This window comes from Lysinibacillus sp. JNUCC 51 (genome assembly GCF_015999525.1).
GTDB lineage: Bacteria > Bacillota > Bacilli > Bacillales_A > Planococcaceae > Lysinibacillus > Lysinibacillus xylanilyticus.
Genome location: NZ_CP065545.1, coordinates 1970001 through 1988496, shown reverse-complemented (window position 1 = coordinate 1988496; position 18496 = coordinate 1970001). Strand labels below are relative to the sequence as shown.

At 41.1% G+C, this 18496-nt stretch carries 7 protein-coding genes, 3 rRNA genes and 2 pseudogenes; 10 read left to right on the top strand and 2 right to left on the bottom strand.

Annotated features, from left to right (window positions below):
* Positions 1 to 226: 226 nt before the first annotated feature.
* Complete coding sequence (locus tag JNUCC51_RS09615) at positions 227 to 1639, bottom strand: polysaccharide deacetylase family protein (RefSeq protein ID WP_337991798.1); 1413 nt, start codon at positions 1637 to 1639, stop codon at positions 227 to 229.
* A 404-nt stretch (positions 1640 to 2043) separates the two neighbouring features.
* Here JNUCC51_RS09615 and JNUCC51_RS09610 point away from each other — a divergent pair, with 404 nt between their 5' ends.
* Both JNUCC51_RS09610 and JNUCC51_RS09605 read left to right on the top strand, forming a co-directional pair.
* Complete coding sequence (locus tag JNUCC51_RS09610) at positions 2044 to 2796, top strand: threonine/serine exporter family protein (RefSeq protein WP_337991797.1); 753 nt, start codon at positions 2044 to 2046, stop codon at positions 2794 to 2796.
* Between the two features lie 12 nt (positions 2797 to 2808).
* Positions 2809 to 3276, top strand: coding sequence for a threonine/serine exporter family protein (locus JNUCC51_RS09605; protein ID WP_100545854.1), 468 nt, complete (start codon positions 2809 to 2811; stop codon positions 3274 to 3276).
* 92 nt (positions 3277 to 3368) lie between these two features.
* Here the strand turns inward: JNUCC51_RS09605 and JNUCC51_RS09600 are convergent, their stop codons facing one another.
* Entirely contained in the window at positions 3369 to 5390 is a 2022-nt protein-coding gene (locus JNUCC51_RS09600; protein WP_337991796.1) for a GGDEF domain-containing phosphodiesterase, read from the bottom strand.
* A gap of 370 nt (positions 5391 to 5760) precedes the next feature.
* Here JNUCC51_RS09600 and JNUCC51_RS24790 point away from each other — a divergent pair.
* From JNUCC51_RS24790 to JNUCC51_RS09565, 8 genes and pseudogenes are all read left to right on the top strand, one after another.
* Positions 5761 to 6217: pseudogene (locus JNUCC51_RS24790) on the top strand (DMT family transporter); the annotation flags it as partial.
* Between the two features lie 77 nt (positions 6218 to 6294).
* Positions 6295 to 8016: an ABC transporter ATP-binding protein gene (locus JNUCC51_RS09595; RefSeq protein WP_337991795.1), complete on the top strand. Its 1722-nt coding sequence runs from the start codon at positions 6295 to 6297 to the stop codon at positions 8014 to 8016.
* Positions 8016 to 9848 carry an ABC transporter ATP-binding protein gene (locus JNUCC51_RS09590; protein ID WP_337991794.1) on the top strand — a complete coding sequence of 611 codons (1833 nt, stop codon included), beginning with the start codon at positions 8016 to 8018 and terminating at the stop codon, positions 9846 to 9848. The genes JNUCC51_RS09595 and JNUCC51_RS09590 overlap by 1 nt, the downstream gene beginning before the upstream one ends.
* A 487-nt stretch (positions 9849 to 10335) precedes the next feature.
* Positions 10336 to 11202, top strand: coding sequence for a GNAT family N-acetyltransferase (locus JNUCC51_RS09585; RefSeq protein WP_337991793.1), 867 nt, complete (start codon positions 10336 to 10338; stop codon positions 11200 to 11202).
* Between the two features lie 626 nt (positions 11203 to 11828).
* Positions 11829 to 13381, top strand: a 16S ribosomal RNA gene (locus JNUCC51_RS09580).
* Positions 13382 to 13562: 181 nt separating this feature from the next.
* A 23S ribosomal RNA gene (locus JNUCC51_RS09575) occupies positions 13563 to 16490 on the top strand.
* A gap of 61 nt (positions 16491 to 16551) precedes the next feature.
* A 5S ribosomal RNA gene (gene rrf / locus JNUCC51_RS09570) occupies positions 16552 to 16667 on the top strand.
* Together the 16S, 23S and 5S rRNA genes form the textbook arrangement of a ribosomal RNA operon.
* Positions 16668 to 16942: 275 nt before the next feature.
* A pseudogene (locus JNUCC51_RS09565) lies at positions 16943 to 18265 on the top strand (IS3 family transposase).
* Positions 18266 to 18496 lie beyond the last annotated feature (231 nt).

Sequence of the window (18496 nt, the reverse complement as noted above, 5' to 3'; positions counted from 1 at the left end):
ATTGCTGATTGGAGTGGAAGGCTACTCGACTCCCGTGGGAAAGCGAGACAGGCGAGACCCTGCACGGAGCGCAAGCGGAGGAAGCGGCTCGACGCTCGCCCACAGGAAAGCGAGTAGCCTGGAACGGAAATCACCCCCTTGTTTTGCAGAAGTTCATTGACACAATAGGTTTTTTATAAGAAAGGCCAATAAACTCCATCTTGAGTTTATTGGCCTTTTTCTTTGGTTATTTTTGACGATATGGAAGGATTTCTGATACTGTAACGAATTCATAGCCTTGCCCTTGTAAATAAGCAAGTACGGCATCAAGACCATCAGCAGTCGATTGATGAATATCATGCATTAAGACAATGGCGTTATTGTGTAAATTATTTTTGACATTAGGTAGTAACTGTTGTGCATTGCGATACTTCCAATCTAATGTATCGATCGTCCACAAAACAACAGGAATTGGAATTTGAGCGTTAATAGCATCGTTTGTTGCTCCATACGGTGGTCTAAATACAGTTGGCTTTTGATTAATGGCCTTCTCTATCTCCGCATCCGTAGATGTGTATTGATTTACTGCCGACTCTAGTGACAGTTTTGTTAATACAGGATGGTTCCATGAATGATTACCTATTTCATGTCCTCTTGCAAGTACATCTCTTGCGATATCAGGATAATATTGTACACGACTACCAAGCATAAAGAAGGTAGCTTTTGCATGATATTTATCGAGCGTATTTAAAATCTGTTCTGTAACCTTTGGATGTGGGCCATCATCAAAGGTTAAGGCAATACGTTTTTTGTTTGGATCACCTATAGTAATTGGCTTCGTCGGTTTTTCCATAGCAATCTGGAAATCAGAGGCTAACAACGGATTGATAAGTGATAGGGGAAGCTTCACAATTGGAGAACCAGCTGTTCCGCTAGCAATCTCATACTTATCAAAATAGAATTGTAACGAATCATCAACGATAGCAAAGCGGTTGAAGTTAGACCACTTCGGTTCAGTTGATTTAATTAAATCCTCCTTGAAAAGTTCATCCTTTAACTTGAGGTTTTTTTGTAAGTCATTACGTACATGAGTAGCTAATGCCGATAAGTTGTTTTTATCGTTATTTAACAATGTTTCAATGGAAATTAGTTCACCAGTTTTATGATTGATGAAGAACGTTTTTGTTGAAACCTCGGGGTTGGCTCCACCTGTATACAACATTTTTGTTAGAACAAAGGAATAGTAATGCTTTTGATATGGGAAAGTTTCCAAACTAATATTAAGCTCACCCATTACCTCTTTATCTTCATTTTTATTTTTATTCATAGTTGACAGATAGTTTTCTTTTGATTCCGTTATGTACTGTAATACAGCATCGTTAAAAGCTTTATTATCTGTTTCTGGATAGTGAATAGCAAAAGGAGTTCGCTTGTCGTTGGAAACATCTGATACAATACGTATACCTGGAAACGCAGAGCTTTCTGTGGATAGATTACTCTTTATTGATTCTGAAGTTGTCTCTTTAGAGGCACTAATTTTTTGAAACTTAAAGTCATCCTTTGATAGGATAATGACTAAAATAATAGTTGTTAATGTAATGATGAGGCCAATTAATAGGAAATCAATCATTGGGCCCCGTTTTTTTCTGCGTTCCGGCATTTTGATGGATACGCTCCTTTCCTTATTTATTTTTCTATACTTCTTATAAAATCAGACGTGTTAGTCATTGAAAAAGTTATATGAATCTATAAAGTTTTGCTATCAATTTATGGGAAACCCATCTCCATGAATAAATTACCCATTTGCTTACCATTTCTAACTTATGAAAGCAAAATTACTTTGGTTAAAAGTTAAAAAATTTTTTTGTTGAGTTTTTATTTGCAGTTCGATACTATTGGCAAGGAACCTTAACTTATTTCAGTGGGTGCAAAAACACCCACTGAAATAAGTTAAAGCCTCCGGCGGATGTCACTGAATCGGAAAGGAGTTCTTTGTGCCAGCACAAAGCCGATTCCAGACGCAATTATGCCGAGGCATAATTGATAGGAGGGCAGATAACTGTAATGGTTTTACATGAAGTGGATAATGAATTTACGATTGACTGCTTATTGCTTGCAGGTCGAATTATGATTGAAAGTGGTGCAGAAACATACCGTGTGGAGGATACAATGCTACGGATGGCACATTCTCAAAATATGCTGGATGCGCAATGTTATGCCACACCTACAGGAATCATTTTTTCATTGGGCAAGACACAGCCAACGAGAATCAAATCAATTTCCAACAGGGTAACAGATTTACAAAAAATAGCCTTGGTAAATTCAGTATCTCGGAGACTCACATCTCACATGATAACATTAGAAGAAGCTTATGACGAGCTAAAGTCGATACAAAAAACAAATTATTTTTTACCAATATATATTCAAGTCATATCAGCAGCTCTTGCGAGTGGTTGTTTCCTTATAATGTTTAAGGGAGGATGGTCTGATTTCCTTTTTGCATGTTTAGCAGGGGGGTTAGGTTTCCTAGTGCTTTTATTGATAAATGACTTAACAAAAGTGAAATTTTTCTCTGAATTTACGGCTTCGTTAGTAGTAGGATATATTGCTGTCTTTTCAGTGGAATATGGCCATGGTGCGGAGATAGATAAAATTATTATTAGCTCCGTTATGCCACTGGTACCAGGTATTTTAATTACGAATGCAGTTCGGGATCTAATGGCAGGTCATTTTATTTCAGGGATGGCAAAGGGCGTAGAGGCCTTTTTAACAGCTTTTGCAATTGGTGCAGCTATTGCCGTCACTCTATCGTTTTAGGAGGCAGACGACATGGACTATATTGTACAGTTGATTCTTAGTTTTTTTGCGACTGCAGGTATTGCGGTTATTTTTAATGTACCTAGAAGAACCCTCATTTATTGTGGTTTTGTTGGGGTAGTAGGCTGGATGATTTACTTCATACTAACAGAGCATGGCATGGATATAGTAAATGCCTCATTCTTTAGTTCTTTTATAATTGCTATCGTTTCCCATTTATATGCTCGACGCTTCAAAATGCCAATGATTATTTTTATTGTCGGTGGTATTATCCCGTTAGTTCCGGGGGGCATGGCTTATAATGCAATGAGAAATGTTGTAGAGGATGATTATGTACAAGGGCTACAGTATGGATTAAAGGCATTTTTAATTACAGGTGCCATTGTTATGGGACTTGTATTTGCAGAGGTGCTTATACAGCTTATTTTCCGTTCTGTACGTACCGGTAAGGCAACATTCCAAAAGGTCTACAAGAAATGAGACTCTACATCAAATGTAGGGGTTAGCACGGTGGATAAAACAATTATAAAGAAGGAGGTTACGTTTAAAACGTAACCTCCTTTTTCAAATTACTATTTAACTAGTAGTGCTTCAATTTCCTCTGCATGGATTGGTTTACTAATATAGTAACCTTGAATCGCATCACAGCCATAAGAGATTAAAATATCTGCTTGTTCAGCAGTTTCGACACCTTCTGCTACAACTTTAAGTTCCATAGATTTTCCGAGTTGCACCATACCGTGCATTAGCTTTTGAGTTTTTTCGGATTTTAATAAAGAACTTGTAAATGCTTTATCGATTTTTAATGTATCTATTGGTAGAATCTGCATATATCTAAATGAACCATATCCGGTACCGAAATCATCTAGTATAAAGGCAATACCTTCATTTTCAAGCTTACGCATTTGTTGTGTGATAAAGGTAGCAGCTTCTGCTTCTAGGGCGAATTTCTCTGTAATTTCGATTTGAATAAGGCTTGCAGGGCAGCCGGTCTTTGCCAAAGTTCCAAGGATTGACTTTGCCATGTTTTTATCACGGAATTCGCGTACAGAAGAGTTAATGGATACTTTTAAATCATGACCAGCTTTTTTCCAGATTAGTGCTTGTTCACAAGCTTTTTCTAGCATAAAGGAACCGATATTATTAATAAGACCAGTTTCCTCAGCAATTGGAATAAGTTCATCTGGTGAGACAACGCCTATTACTTCATCTTCCCAACGAACTAGTGCTTCTACAGCTGTAATTTTACCTGTATTAACATCAATTTGCGGCTGATAGAGAACTTTTAGGTTTTTTTGATCAAGAGCCTGAAGTAAACGTTTTTCAATTAAAGCTTTACGATTTAATGCTTTATGTGTTGCTTTGGATAGTGAGACGACTTTATCGCCACCTGCTTCACGGACAGTTGTAATAGTAGCAATGGATGCCTTCATTAGTTGGGAGAATGTAGTTTGATCCTCTGGATAACGTGTAATCCCGCCACTAATAGAAATAGGGACAGCAACATTACTGTTATAAATTGGATGTTGTTGTAAATAAGACAGGAAGCCTTGAATGAACCATTCACTTAATGGTGTAATCACGACAAAATCATTTTCGTTAATACGCGCCATTGTGCTATCTTGGAAGTACATTTTTATACGATTTGTAAACTCTACAATAAGACTTTGATCGATTTGCTGATCATGTAACTCTTTTAATGTATAAAATTTATCAATACTTAAATAGACAAAAGAAAAGTTTCTTTCATCCTCGATCATAGTAGAAATCACTTTTTCGAGTCGATGTGCATTCATAAGACCTGTTTCTGTATCGATATAAGCGATTTTTTCAAGCTGATGTTGTATTGTCTTGGACTTGGTAATATCCTTTTCAATTAATAAAAATTGTTGCTCATTTGTTTCAAGATTAAATGTTGGGATAGCAGTAAGTAGTACCCAATAAGGCTGACCTGTTTTTGTAACTTTTTCAATTTCACCTTGCCACGTTTGTCCATTGTTTAAATTACGCCAGATGGTATTTGTGATCTTTTCATTTTCTTTATTTTCAGGGAATAGCTGCCAAAACGTTTTTCCAATCACGCGTTTTGGTGTCCATTGACTCGTTTTTAGAAATTCATTATTACATTCTAAAATGAAGCCATCATGATCAAGTGTCACTGTCATAAATGTAGAGTCTAATCCCTGTTTTAAGTCTACGAGAGTGCTGCTACTTGAGACAGCATTAATCATTAACTCTGGTAGCATGAACATCATAAGAACGAAATGTTCCCCTTGTTCAGTAAATGGTTTAGCTAGTAGTGCTGTTGTAATTTCTTCATTTGTATACGTTTTCAGTTGAATTTGATTAATATACGTGCTGTCATTATTTTGCAAAATAGCTTGAAAGGTTTCTAATGAAAGCTGACGTAGTAAATTTTCATGAATGAATGAAGTGGTATGTTCTTTAATAGTAGTAGCTGAAAAATCAAATAGTTGTTCAGCAAGCTTTCCCAAATTTATAACTTGTCCACCTTGATTCATGACAATAGCAGGAAAAGGAAGTGAATTTAAATAATGTTCATCGATCGTAAATGATTTATGCATATGACTCATGATTATTCGATCTCCTTGAGTAATCTATATATACTATTATTATAGTTAATTATCGGGAATTAGTCATTATGAATATGATTGTAAATATTTGATAATACGAGATTTTGGGACTTTTTTAGCGGGGAATAAGGAAAAAATTGAAGAATAATAACATTTTTTAGTATATATATAGGGAGCAAGGGTTGTATGGGATGGTTGAAAGGAATAGTTTTTTATCGTCTTCAGTGCGATGTTATGGGGAGCGATTGACCTTTAATGGAGTGGTTACTCAACCATACGCCATTGACAGTCTCCTTTTTGTTTAACAATTCGTTTATCTGTCGCAGGTATTATTTTACTTACATATTTATCTTCATTTAGAAGAAGGTGAGACTCTCTTAGTTTAAAGAAACGGCCATCGAAATATCAAGTGTTAGGGATTATTGATACACTTATAGGTCCTTTCCTCCTACTAAAGAACGCTTCATTTGAGGCTTTGTTAGTTAGTAGCAAAGCCTTATTGTAGGAGTAGTTGTTGGTCTCGCGTTTGCACTCTACACATTGTGTCCTGCACGTTTAATAAAAAATGGAGTGTACTACTTGTTGTCGGCTGGGGAATGTATATTGGAGGATTAACGTGTTGGCCTAAAGCCGTCGGCCGTATAATTGATGTAGCATGAAATACATCACAGCAGATGAGACAAGTATCCTTTCTAGAATTGAACCGCTAACAGCAATGGTTATTTCAGTTATCGTGTTTGGTACATCTAGATTTTTGGCAATTAGCTGGTGTTTTCGTTATGCTTGTATATGTAAAATGGCTTTTTGTAGGTGGAGGAAAAGCATAAAAATACTATTTGTGTAGGAGCTATTCACTATTTTTGAAATTTGTGGAACTCCTTTACTAAAAGCAAGGGGGAAGAATGTGAAAGAAATTTTTTCCTATGTAAAGCCTTATAAATGGACTGCATTTATTGCGTTTAGTTTAATGCTGTTGGAATTGTTTGTGGAGCTCGCTCAGCCACTTATCATGGCTAAAATCATAGATGATGGTGTACGAGCTCAAAATCAAGGGATGATTTGGCAATGGGGAATTGTTTTACTTGGCTTATCTTTCGTAGCCTTTATAGCTGGTGTCGTAAATTCATATTTTTCATCACATACAGCACAGAGTTTCTCCTATGATTTACGAAATGCATTGTTTGAAAAAATACAATCCTTTACATTAGCTACTTATCAGAAATTCTCAACAGCTTCTCTTATTACAAGGTTAACGAATGATGTGACGCAAGTTCAGACGGTACTTTTTATGAGTTTGCGTATTATGCTTCGTGCACCACTTGCCGTTGTTGGCAGCATCGTTATGGCCTTTATTGTAAATGCTAAATTAGCGTTATTTTTAGTTATTGGCGCACCAATTATTTTAATTTTTCTTATTTTTATGGTGGCAAAAGGCGTATCTTATTTTGGACTTGTGCAAAAGAGAGTGGATCGTTTGAATCGTGTACTACAGGAAAATTTACAGGCTATTCGATTAGTGAAGGCTTATTTACGCGGTGCATATGAAGCCTCTCGTTTTGACGAAGTTGCCTCACGCTTAAAAATAGATACTGTAAAGGCTTTACGCACAATGGAGTATATTATGCCTGTGCTGTTATTCATCATGAATATGAGTCTACTTGCAGTTCTGTGGTTTGGGACAAAACAAATAGCTTCAGGTACAACACCGCTTGGAGATGTTGTTGCCATTGTCAATTATGCAATGCGTATGACAGGCTCGTTTTCGATGTTTGCCTTTATTATTATTTTTTATGCGCGTGCAAAAGCCTCCGCAGAGCGTATGGCAGAAGTCCTTTCAACTGAGAATGAGATTGAGCTACCATCACCTTCAGAGAAAACGTCTAAAGGTTTGAATTTTGGAGAATTAGCTTTTGAGCATGTTAGCTTTACTTATCCTGGGGGAGACTCGCCTGTACTATCCGATGTAAGCTTTCGAGTGAGATCTGGTGAAAAGCTTGCCATTATGGGGGCAACAGGTGCAGGGAAATCAACACTGTTACAGCTTATTCCTCGTTTCTACGATGTGACAGAAGGCAAAATAGTAGTAGAGGGAAAAGATGCACAGCAATGGGATTTACAAGAACTGCGAGAAATCATCGGCTATGTTCCGCAACAATCTTTATTATTTACAGGAAGCATTGCAGATAATGTTCGTTGGGGCGATGCAGAGGCTGAAATGGATGCTGTGCTACAGGCTACGATGCAAGCGCAAATCCATGCTTCCGTGGAAGATTTCCCGAACGGTTACGAGACAAAAGTCGGTCAGAAGGGTGTCAATCTTTCAGGCGGTCAAAAACAAAGATTATCGATTGCAAGAGCGTTATTAAGAAAAGGGCATATATTAATGCTTGATGATAGTACAAGTGCGCTTGACGTTAAGACGGAGCAGGCGTTATGGGAAGCTTTGAGTGAGGAACAAGCAACAATGCTAGTAGTCACTCAAAAAATTCGGACAGCTAAGGGTGCAAGTCGCATTTTACTCATTGATGCAGGAAAAGTGGTCGCGTACGGGACGCATGAAGAGCTTTTGCAAACGTCAGTGCTTTATAAAAAAATCGCAATCTCTCAACAGGAGGTGGAGGAATAATGGGGTTTTTCCAAAAGCCTTTTGGCTATGAGCCGATTTTGACGAAAGATGATGTGAAGCAAGTTGTTAAGAAAAAGAAGGGACCTCGTGCGACAGATTGGAAAAGTACACTACTACGTTTATGGAAGATAGTTGATGAACAACGTGTACTACTAATTATTGTGCTGTTACTTGTCTTGGCAAGTTCCATTTTGTCTCTCCTTGGGCCGTATTTAATCGGTAAAATGATTGACATGTACGTAACTCATGGAGAGCTTGCAGGACTAGAGAAGGGGATTATGCTGTTAATCGGCATTTATGCGCTATTAGCAGTATCATTATTTTTGCAAAACTATTGGATGATTGGTGTTGCCCAACAAACCATTTATAGATTACGAACGAGTGTATTTGCTCATTTCCAAAGGCTGCCGATTGCCTTTTTTGATCGTCGTCAGCATGGGGAATTAATGAGTCGGATGACGAATGATATTGAAGCAGTTAGCTCAACATTAAATAGCTCCTTTATCCAAGTGTTCTCTAGTGTAATAACGCTTACAGGAACAGTGATCATCATGCTAAGTTTAAGCCCTTTACTTACGGTATTAACAATGACGATTATACCAATTATGTTTTGGGCAATGCGTTGGATCACCCGGAGAACAGCACCTTTGTTTAAAGAACAGCAGGCGGCTATTGGATCTCTGAATGGCATGATTGAAGAAACGATTTCGGGCCAGAGAATTGTAAAAGCTTTCTCTCAAGAGGAACGCATGAAAGCAGAGTTTCGCGAAAAAAGTTTACGATTAAAAAGTACTGGCTTTTGGGCGCAGACATACTCTGGGTATATTCCGAAGGTCATGAACTTTTTAAACAATATGAGCTTCACAATTGTAGCTGGTATTGGTGGTGTACTTGCTTTTTATGGGCATGTGTCAATTGGAGTAATTGTTATTTTTACAGAATACGCAAGGCAATTTACACGACCATTAAATGATTTGGCCAATCAATTTAATACCGTGCTGTCAGCGATTGCTGGTGCTGAACGTGTATTTGCGTTACTGGATGAACAGCCTGAAGAGGAAGCTACTTCAGCACAAAAGCATAAGCTATTAGGGCAGGTGAGCTTTCAACATGTGTACTTTAAATATGAGCAAGCAGAGGAAGCTTACACTTTGAAGGATATTAATTTTAACGTGGAGCCTGGACAAACTGTAGCGCTTGTTGGGGCAACTGGAGCAGGGAAAACAACGATCTTGCAGCTTATTGCAAGATTTTATGAAGTGTCAAAAGGTGAGGTTTTATTTGATGGTGTAAACGTTCAGCGAATAGAACGACAAGCATTGCGCTCGCAAATGGCCTTTGTGTTACAGGATCCGTTTTTGTTTGAAGCATCTGTACGTGAAAATATTCGTTATGGTCGATTAGATGCTAGCGATGAAGAGATAGAGGAAGCGGCGAAGCGTGCAAATGCACATGATTTTATCATGACGCTAAAGGATGGCTATGACACAGTACTTGCTGCAGACGGCAGTGGAATTTCGCAAGGTCAAAAGCAGTTATTGTCAATAGCAAGAGCATTGATTGCTGACCCGAAAATTTTGTTGTTGGATGAGGCGACAAGTAGTATAGATACTGTTACCGAGCTTGCAATTCAAGAGGCTCTTGATGTGTTAATGCAGGGACGTACAAGCTTTGTTATTGCTCACCGTTTAAATACAGTGCACAATGCTGATATTGTGCTTGTTATGCATAAAGGTGAGTTAGTTGAAGCAGGACCCCAACAAAAGTTAATGGAATCCGGTGGCATCTACGCGCAGATGTTACAATCTTCATCCCACCATCTTGATGAGTAGTGTGAAAAGCAGCAGATTCTGTACAACATGTAAATGTACATTACTAAATTTCAATTTTAGTAGTGTACTTTTTATTTTTGCTAAGCAGTGTCTAAGTACTAAAGTGTCTTTTTGAAGTATTGCTTTTACGTACAATACCTCACAATTTCAATGTAACTTTTTTATAAAAGTAGTATAATTATGTAAATGATGGAAGTTATGAGTGAAAAATGATATGTATTTTGAATCTAAAGTTATGGAGAGGGGAATTCATAGAAATAAATATTTCTAAATTGCAATTAAAATAGGCGTGTAGTATGATGGGTTTTTTCTATGATTCTAGTAACTTTCATTCATTATAACCGTCAATAATCATATAAAACTTTTTAATTTACTATATTTAAAGTAAAAGCATTAATAATTGGAAGTTTCAAATATAATTTGTTGCCAGCTTATTTTCTTTCTTGCTACAATAGGGCAATAGTTTGATACAAGAACGGGGTAAATGATGAATATTTCTGTGATGACAGTGTCTTTTCCGTTAGATGGGGAAACATTAAATGAATTAAAATTATTGTGTGAAGAAGCGACTACACATGATTATCGTGTATATGAAACTGCTCTGGGTTTGCCTATGGCGAGTTCCTTTGAATCTAAAGGCTTTATGGTACTTGCGTATGAAGATGACAATGATGTATTAGTTGGTGCAGCTGGTGCAATAGATTTAATGGGGCTTCATACATATGAGTGGTCTTTAGTTGTAACACCTACGTACCGTCAAAAGGGAATTGGAACTGCTTTAATGGATGCTTTACAGACCGGCCTCAAAGAACGTGGGGCAGAAGGTCAATTGGCAGTAGTGATAGATGGCTCACCTTTTGGACACACATTTATTGAAAAGAAGGGCTTTACATATAGCTTTTCAGAAGCCACTTTAGAAACAAGAGCAGAGCCAGTTGAATTAAAGAATGATATCGAAATCATTCCTTATACAGGTGAACAGACAGAGCTGATTGCTATCTATAGTGCAGCTTTTGGAGATCTACCTGAAGAGTCTGAGGAGCTAATCACTTTTAATACATCAACGAATGGACGAAAGCTGTGGGTAGCGCGGAAAGATGGAGAAGTTGTTGGAACAGTAACGACTGCCCAGGAAAATGAAATTCAATGGGTTACAGCATTGGCAGTTCATCCAAACTGTGAGGGGCAAGGTATAGGAACTGCGATGCTTTCATTTTCGAAAGATTATGCGAGCAAAATTGGAGCGAAATTCGTCATGCTGGATGTAGAAATTGACAATAAAAAGGCGCTTTCAGTTTATGAGAAGGCAGGCTTTATGAAGGCTCAGCAAATAGACTATTATGTAAAACAATAGGTGAAGAGTGAGGAGTATGTGCTTTATGCATCGCTTCTCACTTTTTTTGTTCAGCATGAGTCCAAACAACAGAGATAAGGAAGCGGAGAATTTTCAGCTGGAGATAGACGAACTACATAAGGGTGTGTAAGTCCTTTCTTTCAAAGAAAATTCTAAGGGAACATCATTCGACTCCGCAATATAGGGTTGAAAATAATTTCATAGAAATAAGAAGTTTATCAAATACGGATACAATAAAACATTAAATAACTTTAGATTTTGAGTCTAATATTAAATTGTTTTCTTAATAATAATATAAGAAGCTTCTCAATGAATTAAAAAACTATGATATTTTTTCAGAAAAAGTGTTGACCTTTTATAATTAAGAGTGTAGTATTATACAAGTCGTTAAGACAGCTACTGAAAAACAACGAAGTTAAATAAAAAAGTTGTTGACATGGAGTTTGTGACATAATATTATATAAAAGTTGCTACTGAGAAAGTGGCGACGAAATGAACCTTGAAAACTGAACAAGCAAAACGTAATCAATAAAGTTTTTAGTAGCTAACCTTGAGTTAGTGAACGAAACAAAATTTTGGACATCAAACATGATGCCAGCAAAACAATTTGAGCTAATCAGATTTCTTTTATGGAGAGTTTGATCCTGGCTCAGGACGAACGCTGGCGGCGTGCCTAATACATGCAAGTCGAGCGAACAGATAAGGAGCTTGCTCCTTTGACGTTAGCGGCGGACGGGTGAGTAACACGTGGGCAACCTACCTTATAGTTTGGGATAACTCCGGGAAACCGGGGCTAATACCGAATAATCTATTTTACTTCATGGTGAAATACTGAAAGACGGCATCTCGCTGTCGCTATAAGATGGGCCCGCGGCGCATTAGCTAGTTGGTGAGGTAACGGCTCACCAAGGCGACGATGCGTAGCCGACCTGAGAGGGTGATCGGCCACACTGGGACTGAGACACGGCCCAGACTCCTACGGGAGGCAGCAGTAGGGAATCTTCCACAATGGGCGAAAGCCTGATGGAGCAACGCCGCGTGAGTGAAGAAGGTTTTCGGATCGTAAAACTCTGTTGTAAGGGAAGAACAAGTACAGTAGTAACTGGCTGTACCTTGACGGTACCTTATTAGAAAGCCACGGCTAACTACGTGCCAGCAGCCGCGGTAATACGTAGGTGGCAAGCGTTGTCCGGAATTATTGGGCGTAAAGCGCGCGCAGGCGGTCCTTTAAGTCTGATGTGAAAGCCCACGGCTCAACCGTGGAGGGTCATTGGAAACTGGGGGACTTGAGTGCAGAAGAGGAAAGTGGAATTCCAAGTGTAGCGGTGAAATGCGTAGAGATTTGGAGGAACACCAGTGGCGAAGGCGACTTTCTGGTCTGTAACTGACGCTGAGGCGCGAAAGCGTGGGGAGCAAACAGGATTAGATACCCTGGTAGTCCACGCCGTAAACGATGAGTGCTAAGTGTTAGGGGGTTTCCGCCCCTTAGTGCTGCAGCTAACGCATTAAGCACTCCGCCTGGGGAGTACGGTCGCAAGACTGAAACTCAAAGGAATTGACGGGGGCCCGCACAAGCGGTGGAGCATGTGGTTTAATTCGAAGCAACGCGAAGAACCTTACCAGGTCTTGACATCCCGTTGACCACTGTAGAGATATGGTTTTCCCTTCGGGGACAACGGTGACAGGTGGTGCATGGTTGTCGTCAGCTCGTGTCGTGAGATGTTGGGTTAAGTCCCGCAACGAGCGCAACCCTTGATCTTAGTTGCCATCATTTAGTTGGGCACTCTAAGGTGACTGCCGGTGACAAACCGGAGGAAGGTGGGGATGACGTCAAATCATCATGCCCCTTATGACCTGGGCTACACACGTGCTACAATGGACGATACAAACGGTTGCCAACTCGCGAGAGGGAGCTAATCCGATAAAGTCGTTCTCAGTTCGGATTGTAGGCTGCAACTCGCCTACATGAAGCCGGAATCGCTAGTAATCGCGGATCAGCATGCCGCGGTGAATACGTTCCCGGGCCTTGTACACACCGCCCGTCACACCACGAGAGTTTGTAACACCCGAAGTCGGTGGGGTAACCTTTTGGAGCCAGCCGCCGAAGGTGGGATAGATGATTGGGGTGAAGTCGTAACAAGGTAGCCGTATCGGAAGGTGCGGCTGGATCACCTCCTTTCTAAGGATATTTTCGGAATACAAACCTAGGGTTTGTAAGATTACGTTTTGCGTTCAGTTTTGAAGGTTCATTCTTACGAATGAAATACTTCAAAACGTGTTCTTTGAAAACTGGATAAAACGACATTGAAATTGTAACAAACACATTTATTTTTTAAGTTTTTTTATAGGCTTAATAACTTGGTTAAGTTATTAAGGGCGCACGGCGAATGCCTTGGCACTAGGAGCCGATGAAGGACGGCACTAACACCGATATGCTTCGGGGAGCTGTAAGTGAGCTTTGATCCGGAGATTTCCGAATGGGGGAACCCACTACGTTTAATCGCGTAGTATCTTGACGTGAATACATAGCGTCTTGAAGGCAGACCCAGGGAACTGAAACATCTAAGTACCTGGAGGAAGAGAAAGAAAAATCGATTCCCTGAGTAGCGGCGAGCGAAACGGGAAGAGCCCAAACCAAGAGGCTTGCCTCTTGGGGTTGTAGGACACTCTATACGGAGTTACAAAAGAGCGAGTTAGATGAAGCGACTTGGAAAGGTCCGCCAGAGCAGGTAAAAGCCCTGTAGTCGAAAGTTCGTTCTCTCCTGAGTGGATCCTGAGTACGGCGGAACACGTGAAATTCCGTCGGAATCCGGGAGGACCATCTCCCAAGGCTAAATACTACCTAGTGACCGATAGTGAACCAGTACCGTGAGGGAAAGGTGAAAAGCACCCCGGGAGGGGAGTGAAAGAGATCCTGAAACCGTGTGCCTACAAGTAGTTAGAGCCCGTTAATGGGTGATAGCGTGCCTTTTGTAGAATGAACCGGCGAGTTACGATTACGTGCAAGGTTAAGCTTTAGAAGGCGGAGCCGCAGCGAAAGCGAGTCTGAATAGGGCGAAATAGTACGTGGTCGTAGACCCGAAACCAGGTGATCTACCCATGTCCAGGGTGAAGGTGAGGTAACACTTACTGGAGGCCCGAACCCACGCACGTTGAAAAGTGCGGGGATGAGGTGTGGGTAGCGGAGAAATTCCAATCGAACTTGGAGATAGCTGGTTCTCTCCGAAATAGCTTTAGGGCTAGCCTCGTGATGAGAATACTGGAGGTAGAGCACTGTTTGGACTAGGGGGCCATCCCGGTTTACCGAATTCAGACAAACTCCGAATGCCAGATATTTATACACGGGAGTCAGACTGCGAGTGATAAGATCCGTAGTCAAAAGGGAAACAGCCCAGACCACCAGCTAAGGTCCCAAAGTAATCGTTAAGTGGAAAAGGATGTGGCGTTGCACAGACAACCAGGATGTTGGCTTAGAAGCAGCCATCATTTAAAGAGTGCGTAATAGCTCACTGGTCGAGTGACGCTGCGCCGAAAATGTATCGGGGCTAAACGATTCACCGAAGCTGTGGATTGACATCTACGATGTCAGTGGTAGGAGAGCGTTCTAAGTGCGTTGAAGTCAGATCGGAAGGACTGGTGGAGCGCTTAGAAGTGAGAATGCCGGTATGAGTAGCGAAAGACGGGTGAGAATCCCGTCCACCGTATGACTAAGGTTTCCTGAGGAAGGCTCGTCCGCTCAGGGTTAGTCGGGACCTAAGCCGAGGCCGATAGGCGTAGGCGATGGACAACAGGTTGATATTCCTGTACCACCTCCTCACCGTTTGAGAAATGGGGGGACGCAGTAGGATAGGGTAAGCGCGCTGTTGGATATGCGCGTCCAAGCAGTAAGGCGTGTGTGTAGGCAAATCCGCACACTGTAACGTTGAGCTGTGATGGCGAGTCCGTATGGACGAAGTTCCTGATTTCACACTGCCAAGAAAAGCCTCTATCGAGGTGAGAGGTGCCCGTACCGCAAACCGACACAGGTAGTCGAGGAGAGAATCCTAAGGTGTGCGAGAGAACTCTCGTTAAGGAACTCGGCAAAATGACCCCGTAACTTCGGGAGAAGGGGTGCTCTTGAGCGTGCAAGCGCATGAGAGCCGCAGTGAATAGGCCCAGGCGACTGTTTAGCAAAAACACAGGTCTCTGCAAAACCGTAAGGTGACGTATAGGGGCTGACGCCTGCCCGGTGCTGGAAGGTTAAGAGGAGTGGTTAGCGCAAGCGAAGCTGCGAATTGAAGCCCCAGTAAACGGCGGCCGTAACTATAACGGTCCTAAGGTAGCGAAATTCCTTGTCGGGTAAGTTCCGACCCGCACGAAAGGCGTAACGATCTGGGCACTGTCTCAACGAGAGACTCGGTGAAATTATAGTACCTGTGAAGATGCAGGTTACCCGCGACAGGACGGAAAGACCCCGTGGAGCTTTACTGTAGCCTGATATTGAATTTTGGTACAACTTGTACAGGATAGGTAGGAGCCAGAGATCTCGGAGCGCCAGCTTCGAAGGAGGCGTCGGTGGGATACTACCCTGGTTGTATTGAAATTCTAACCCATGCCCCTTAGCGGGGCAGGAGACAGTGTCAGGCGGACAGTTTGACTGGGGCGGTCGCCTCCTAAAAGGTAACGGAGGCGCCCAAAGGTTCCCTCAGAATGGTTGGAAATCATTCGTAGAGTGTAAAGGCACAAGGGAGCTTGACTGCGAGACCTACAAGTCGAGCAGGGTCGAAAGACGGGCTTAGTGATCCGGTGGTTCCGCATGGAAGGGCCATCGCTCAACGGATAAAAGCTACCCCGGGGATAACAGGCTTATCTCCCCCAAGAGTCCACATCGACGGGGAGGTTTGGCACCTCGATGTCGGCTCATCGCATCCTGGGGCTGTAGTCGGTCCCAAGGGTTGGGCTGTTCGCCCATTAAAGCGGTACGCGAGCTGGGTTCAGAACGTCGTGAGACAGTTCGGTCCCTATCCGTCGTGGGCGTAGGAAATTTGAGAGGAGCTGTCCTTAGTACGAGAGGACCGGGATGGACACACCGCTGGTGTACCAGTTGTCTTGCCAAAGGCATCGCTGGGTAGCTATGTGTGGACGGGATAAGTGCTGAAAGCATCTAAGCATGAAGCCCCCCTCAAGATGAGATTTCCCATTACGCAAGTAAGTAAGATCCCTCAAAGACGATGAGGTAGATAGGTTCGAGGTGGAAGTGTGGTGACACATGGAGCTGACGAATACTAATCGATCGAGGACTTAACCACAATGTTTGAAACATTCAATGAACCGTTTATCCAGTTTTGAAAGAATAATTCTTTCAATATGTCTAGTGATGATGGCAAAGAGGTCACACCCGTTCCCATACCGAACACGGAAGTTAAGCTCTTTAGCGCCGATGGTAGTTGGGGGCTTCCCCCTGTGAGAGTAGGACGTCGCTAGGCAACTAAAAAAGCCGAGGATTTATTCCTCGGCTTTTTTCTATGGAAATAAATAATCTTTTGGCCTGTGAGTATTCTTAAAAATTGATGGAGAATCTGTACCATTTACAGTGTTTATATACCGGGCGCTTTAGTTATAAAACATGAAAAAGAGAGATGTATCGTATTTTCAAATTAATATGGTACCTGTAGTTAGGACACTTGAAAAAGAGTGTGCTAACTGCAGGTATTTTTTATATACTAGACTTTCAAGATTAAAGAACGAACTAGAGATTACTATGAGTAAAATTTTATTTTCACCAAAACAGGTACTACAACTTCAAAAAAATCCAAACGTACAACAGGTTAGCGAACGTACGATTACCTATACAGATACATTTAAAAGTCAATTCATTGATGAATACTTCGCAGGGAAAACACCGAGACAAATTTTTAAGGAATATGGCTTTGATGAAGAGATAATTATCAAACGTATTGAACAATCAGCTTTTCGTTGGTGTAAAGCATATGAAGAGAACGGCCTAATTGGCTTAACGGATACACGCAAATCTGGATCAGGTAGACCGATTAAATGCGAATCAACAGCGGCAGAAGTCATTGAAAGACAAGCTGCACGCATTCAACTATTGGAGGGGCAAGTAGATTTACTAAAAAAGCTCGAAGCGACAGAAAGGAGGCTGCTAAACGACAGCCAAAAACTAAGCACAAATAAGGTTTTTCAACTCATTTCAGATACGCTCACTCAGTTTCCATTTAAACGGATGGTGACGTATTTTTGTGACCTCTTAAAGGTTTCTCGCTCAGGCTATTATAGCTATTTACAGGCGAGTGATGCGCGAGCAGTGAGAGAACAGAGGGATTTAAAGGCGCGCGACTTGATTTTAAAAGCCTTTGATCGTCATGGTTATAAGAAAGGCTCTCGTTCGATTAAAATGACACTCGAACAGGAGTTTCAATGTGTAATGAGCCGTAAAAAAATCCAGCGTATTATGCGCAAGTACGGATTGTCTGCCCGCATCGTAAACCGAATCCATATAAACAAATGGCGAAAGCAACGAAGGAACATCGTGTTGTGCCAAATATATTAAATCGTGAATTTAAGCAGTATACCTGGGAAAGTATTATTAACGGACATCAGCTATGTGCCATATAATGGAAAGTGTATGGCTTATTTGTCGACGATAAAAGATGCCTCGACGAACGAAATTTTAGCGTACCATGTCTCAGACCGAATAACGCTCGAAATAGCTACGGAAACGATTGAAAAACTGATCCGTAATAAACGCGCTCAGCTTCATCCAGAGGCCTTTATCCATTCAGATCAAGGGGTTCACTATACAAGCCCACGCTATCAAACGCTCTTAAAAAAACATGGCTTAGGTCAATCGATGTCACGCCGAGGAAACTGTTCGGACAATGCGCCACAGGAATCATTTTTCGGTCATTTTAAAGACGAAGTAGACTTAAGCTCCTTGAAGACACTTGAGGAACTAAAAGTGAAAATCAATCACTATATGGTCTATTACAATAATTATCGTTATCAATGGAATCTAAAAAGGATGGTTCCTGTGCAATACAGAAACCATCTCTTAGCTACGTAATCTCTTTTTTTAGTTTGTCCTTGATTTGGGTACCACATTAAATGCACCTCTCTTTTTCTTTATGTTCATGGATACGTGTGAACTATAGGATACGAGTCTCGAACTGTGAAGACGGAAGAGCGTTGCTAATAGGAAAAATGTGTCTGTGAGGTCGTAAGGTAGCGCCAAAGAATCGGTCAAAGTCCGTAATGAAGGTGAATCTATTGAATTTGATGAGCATTTTAGACCAAC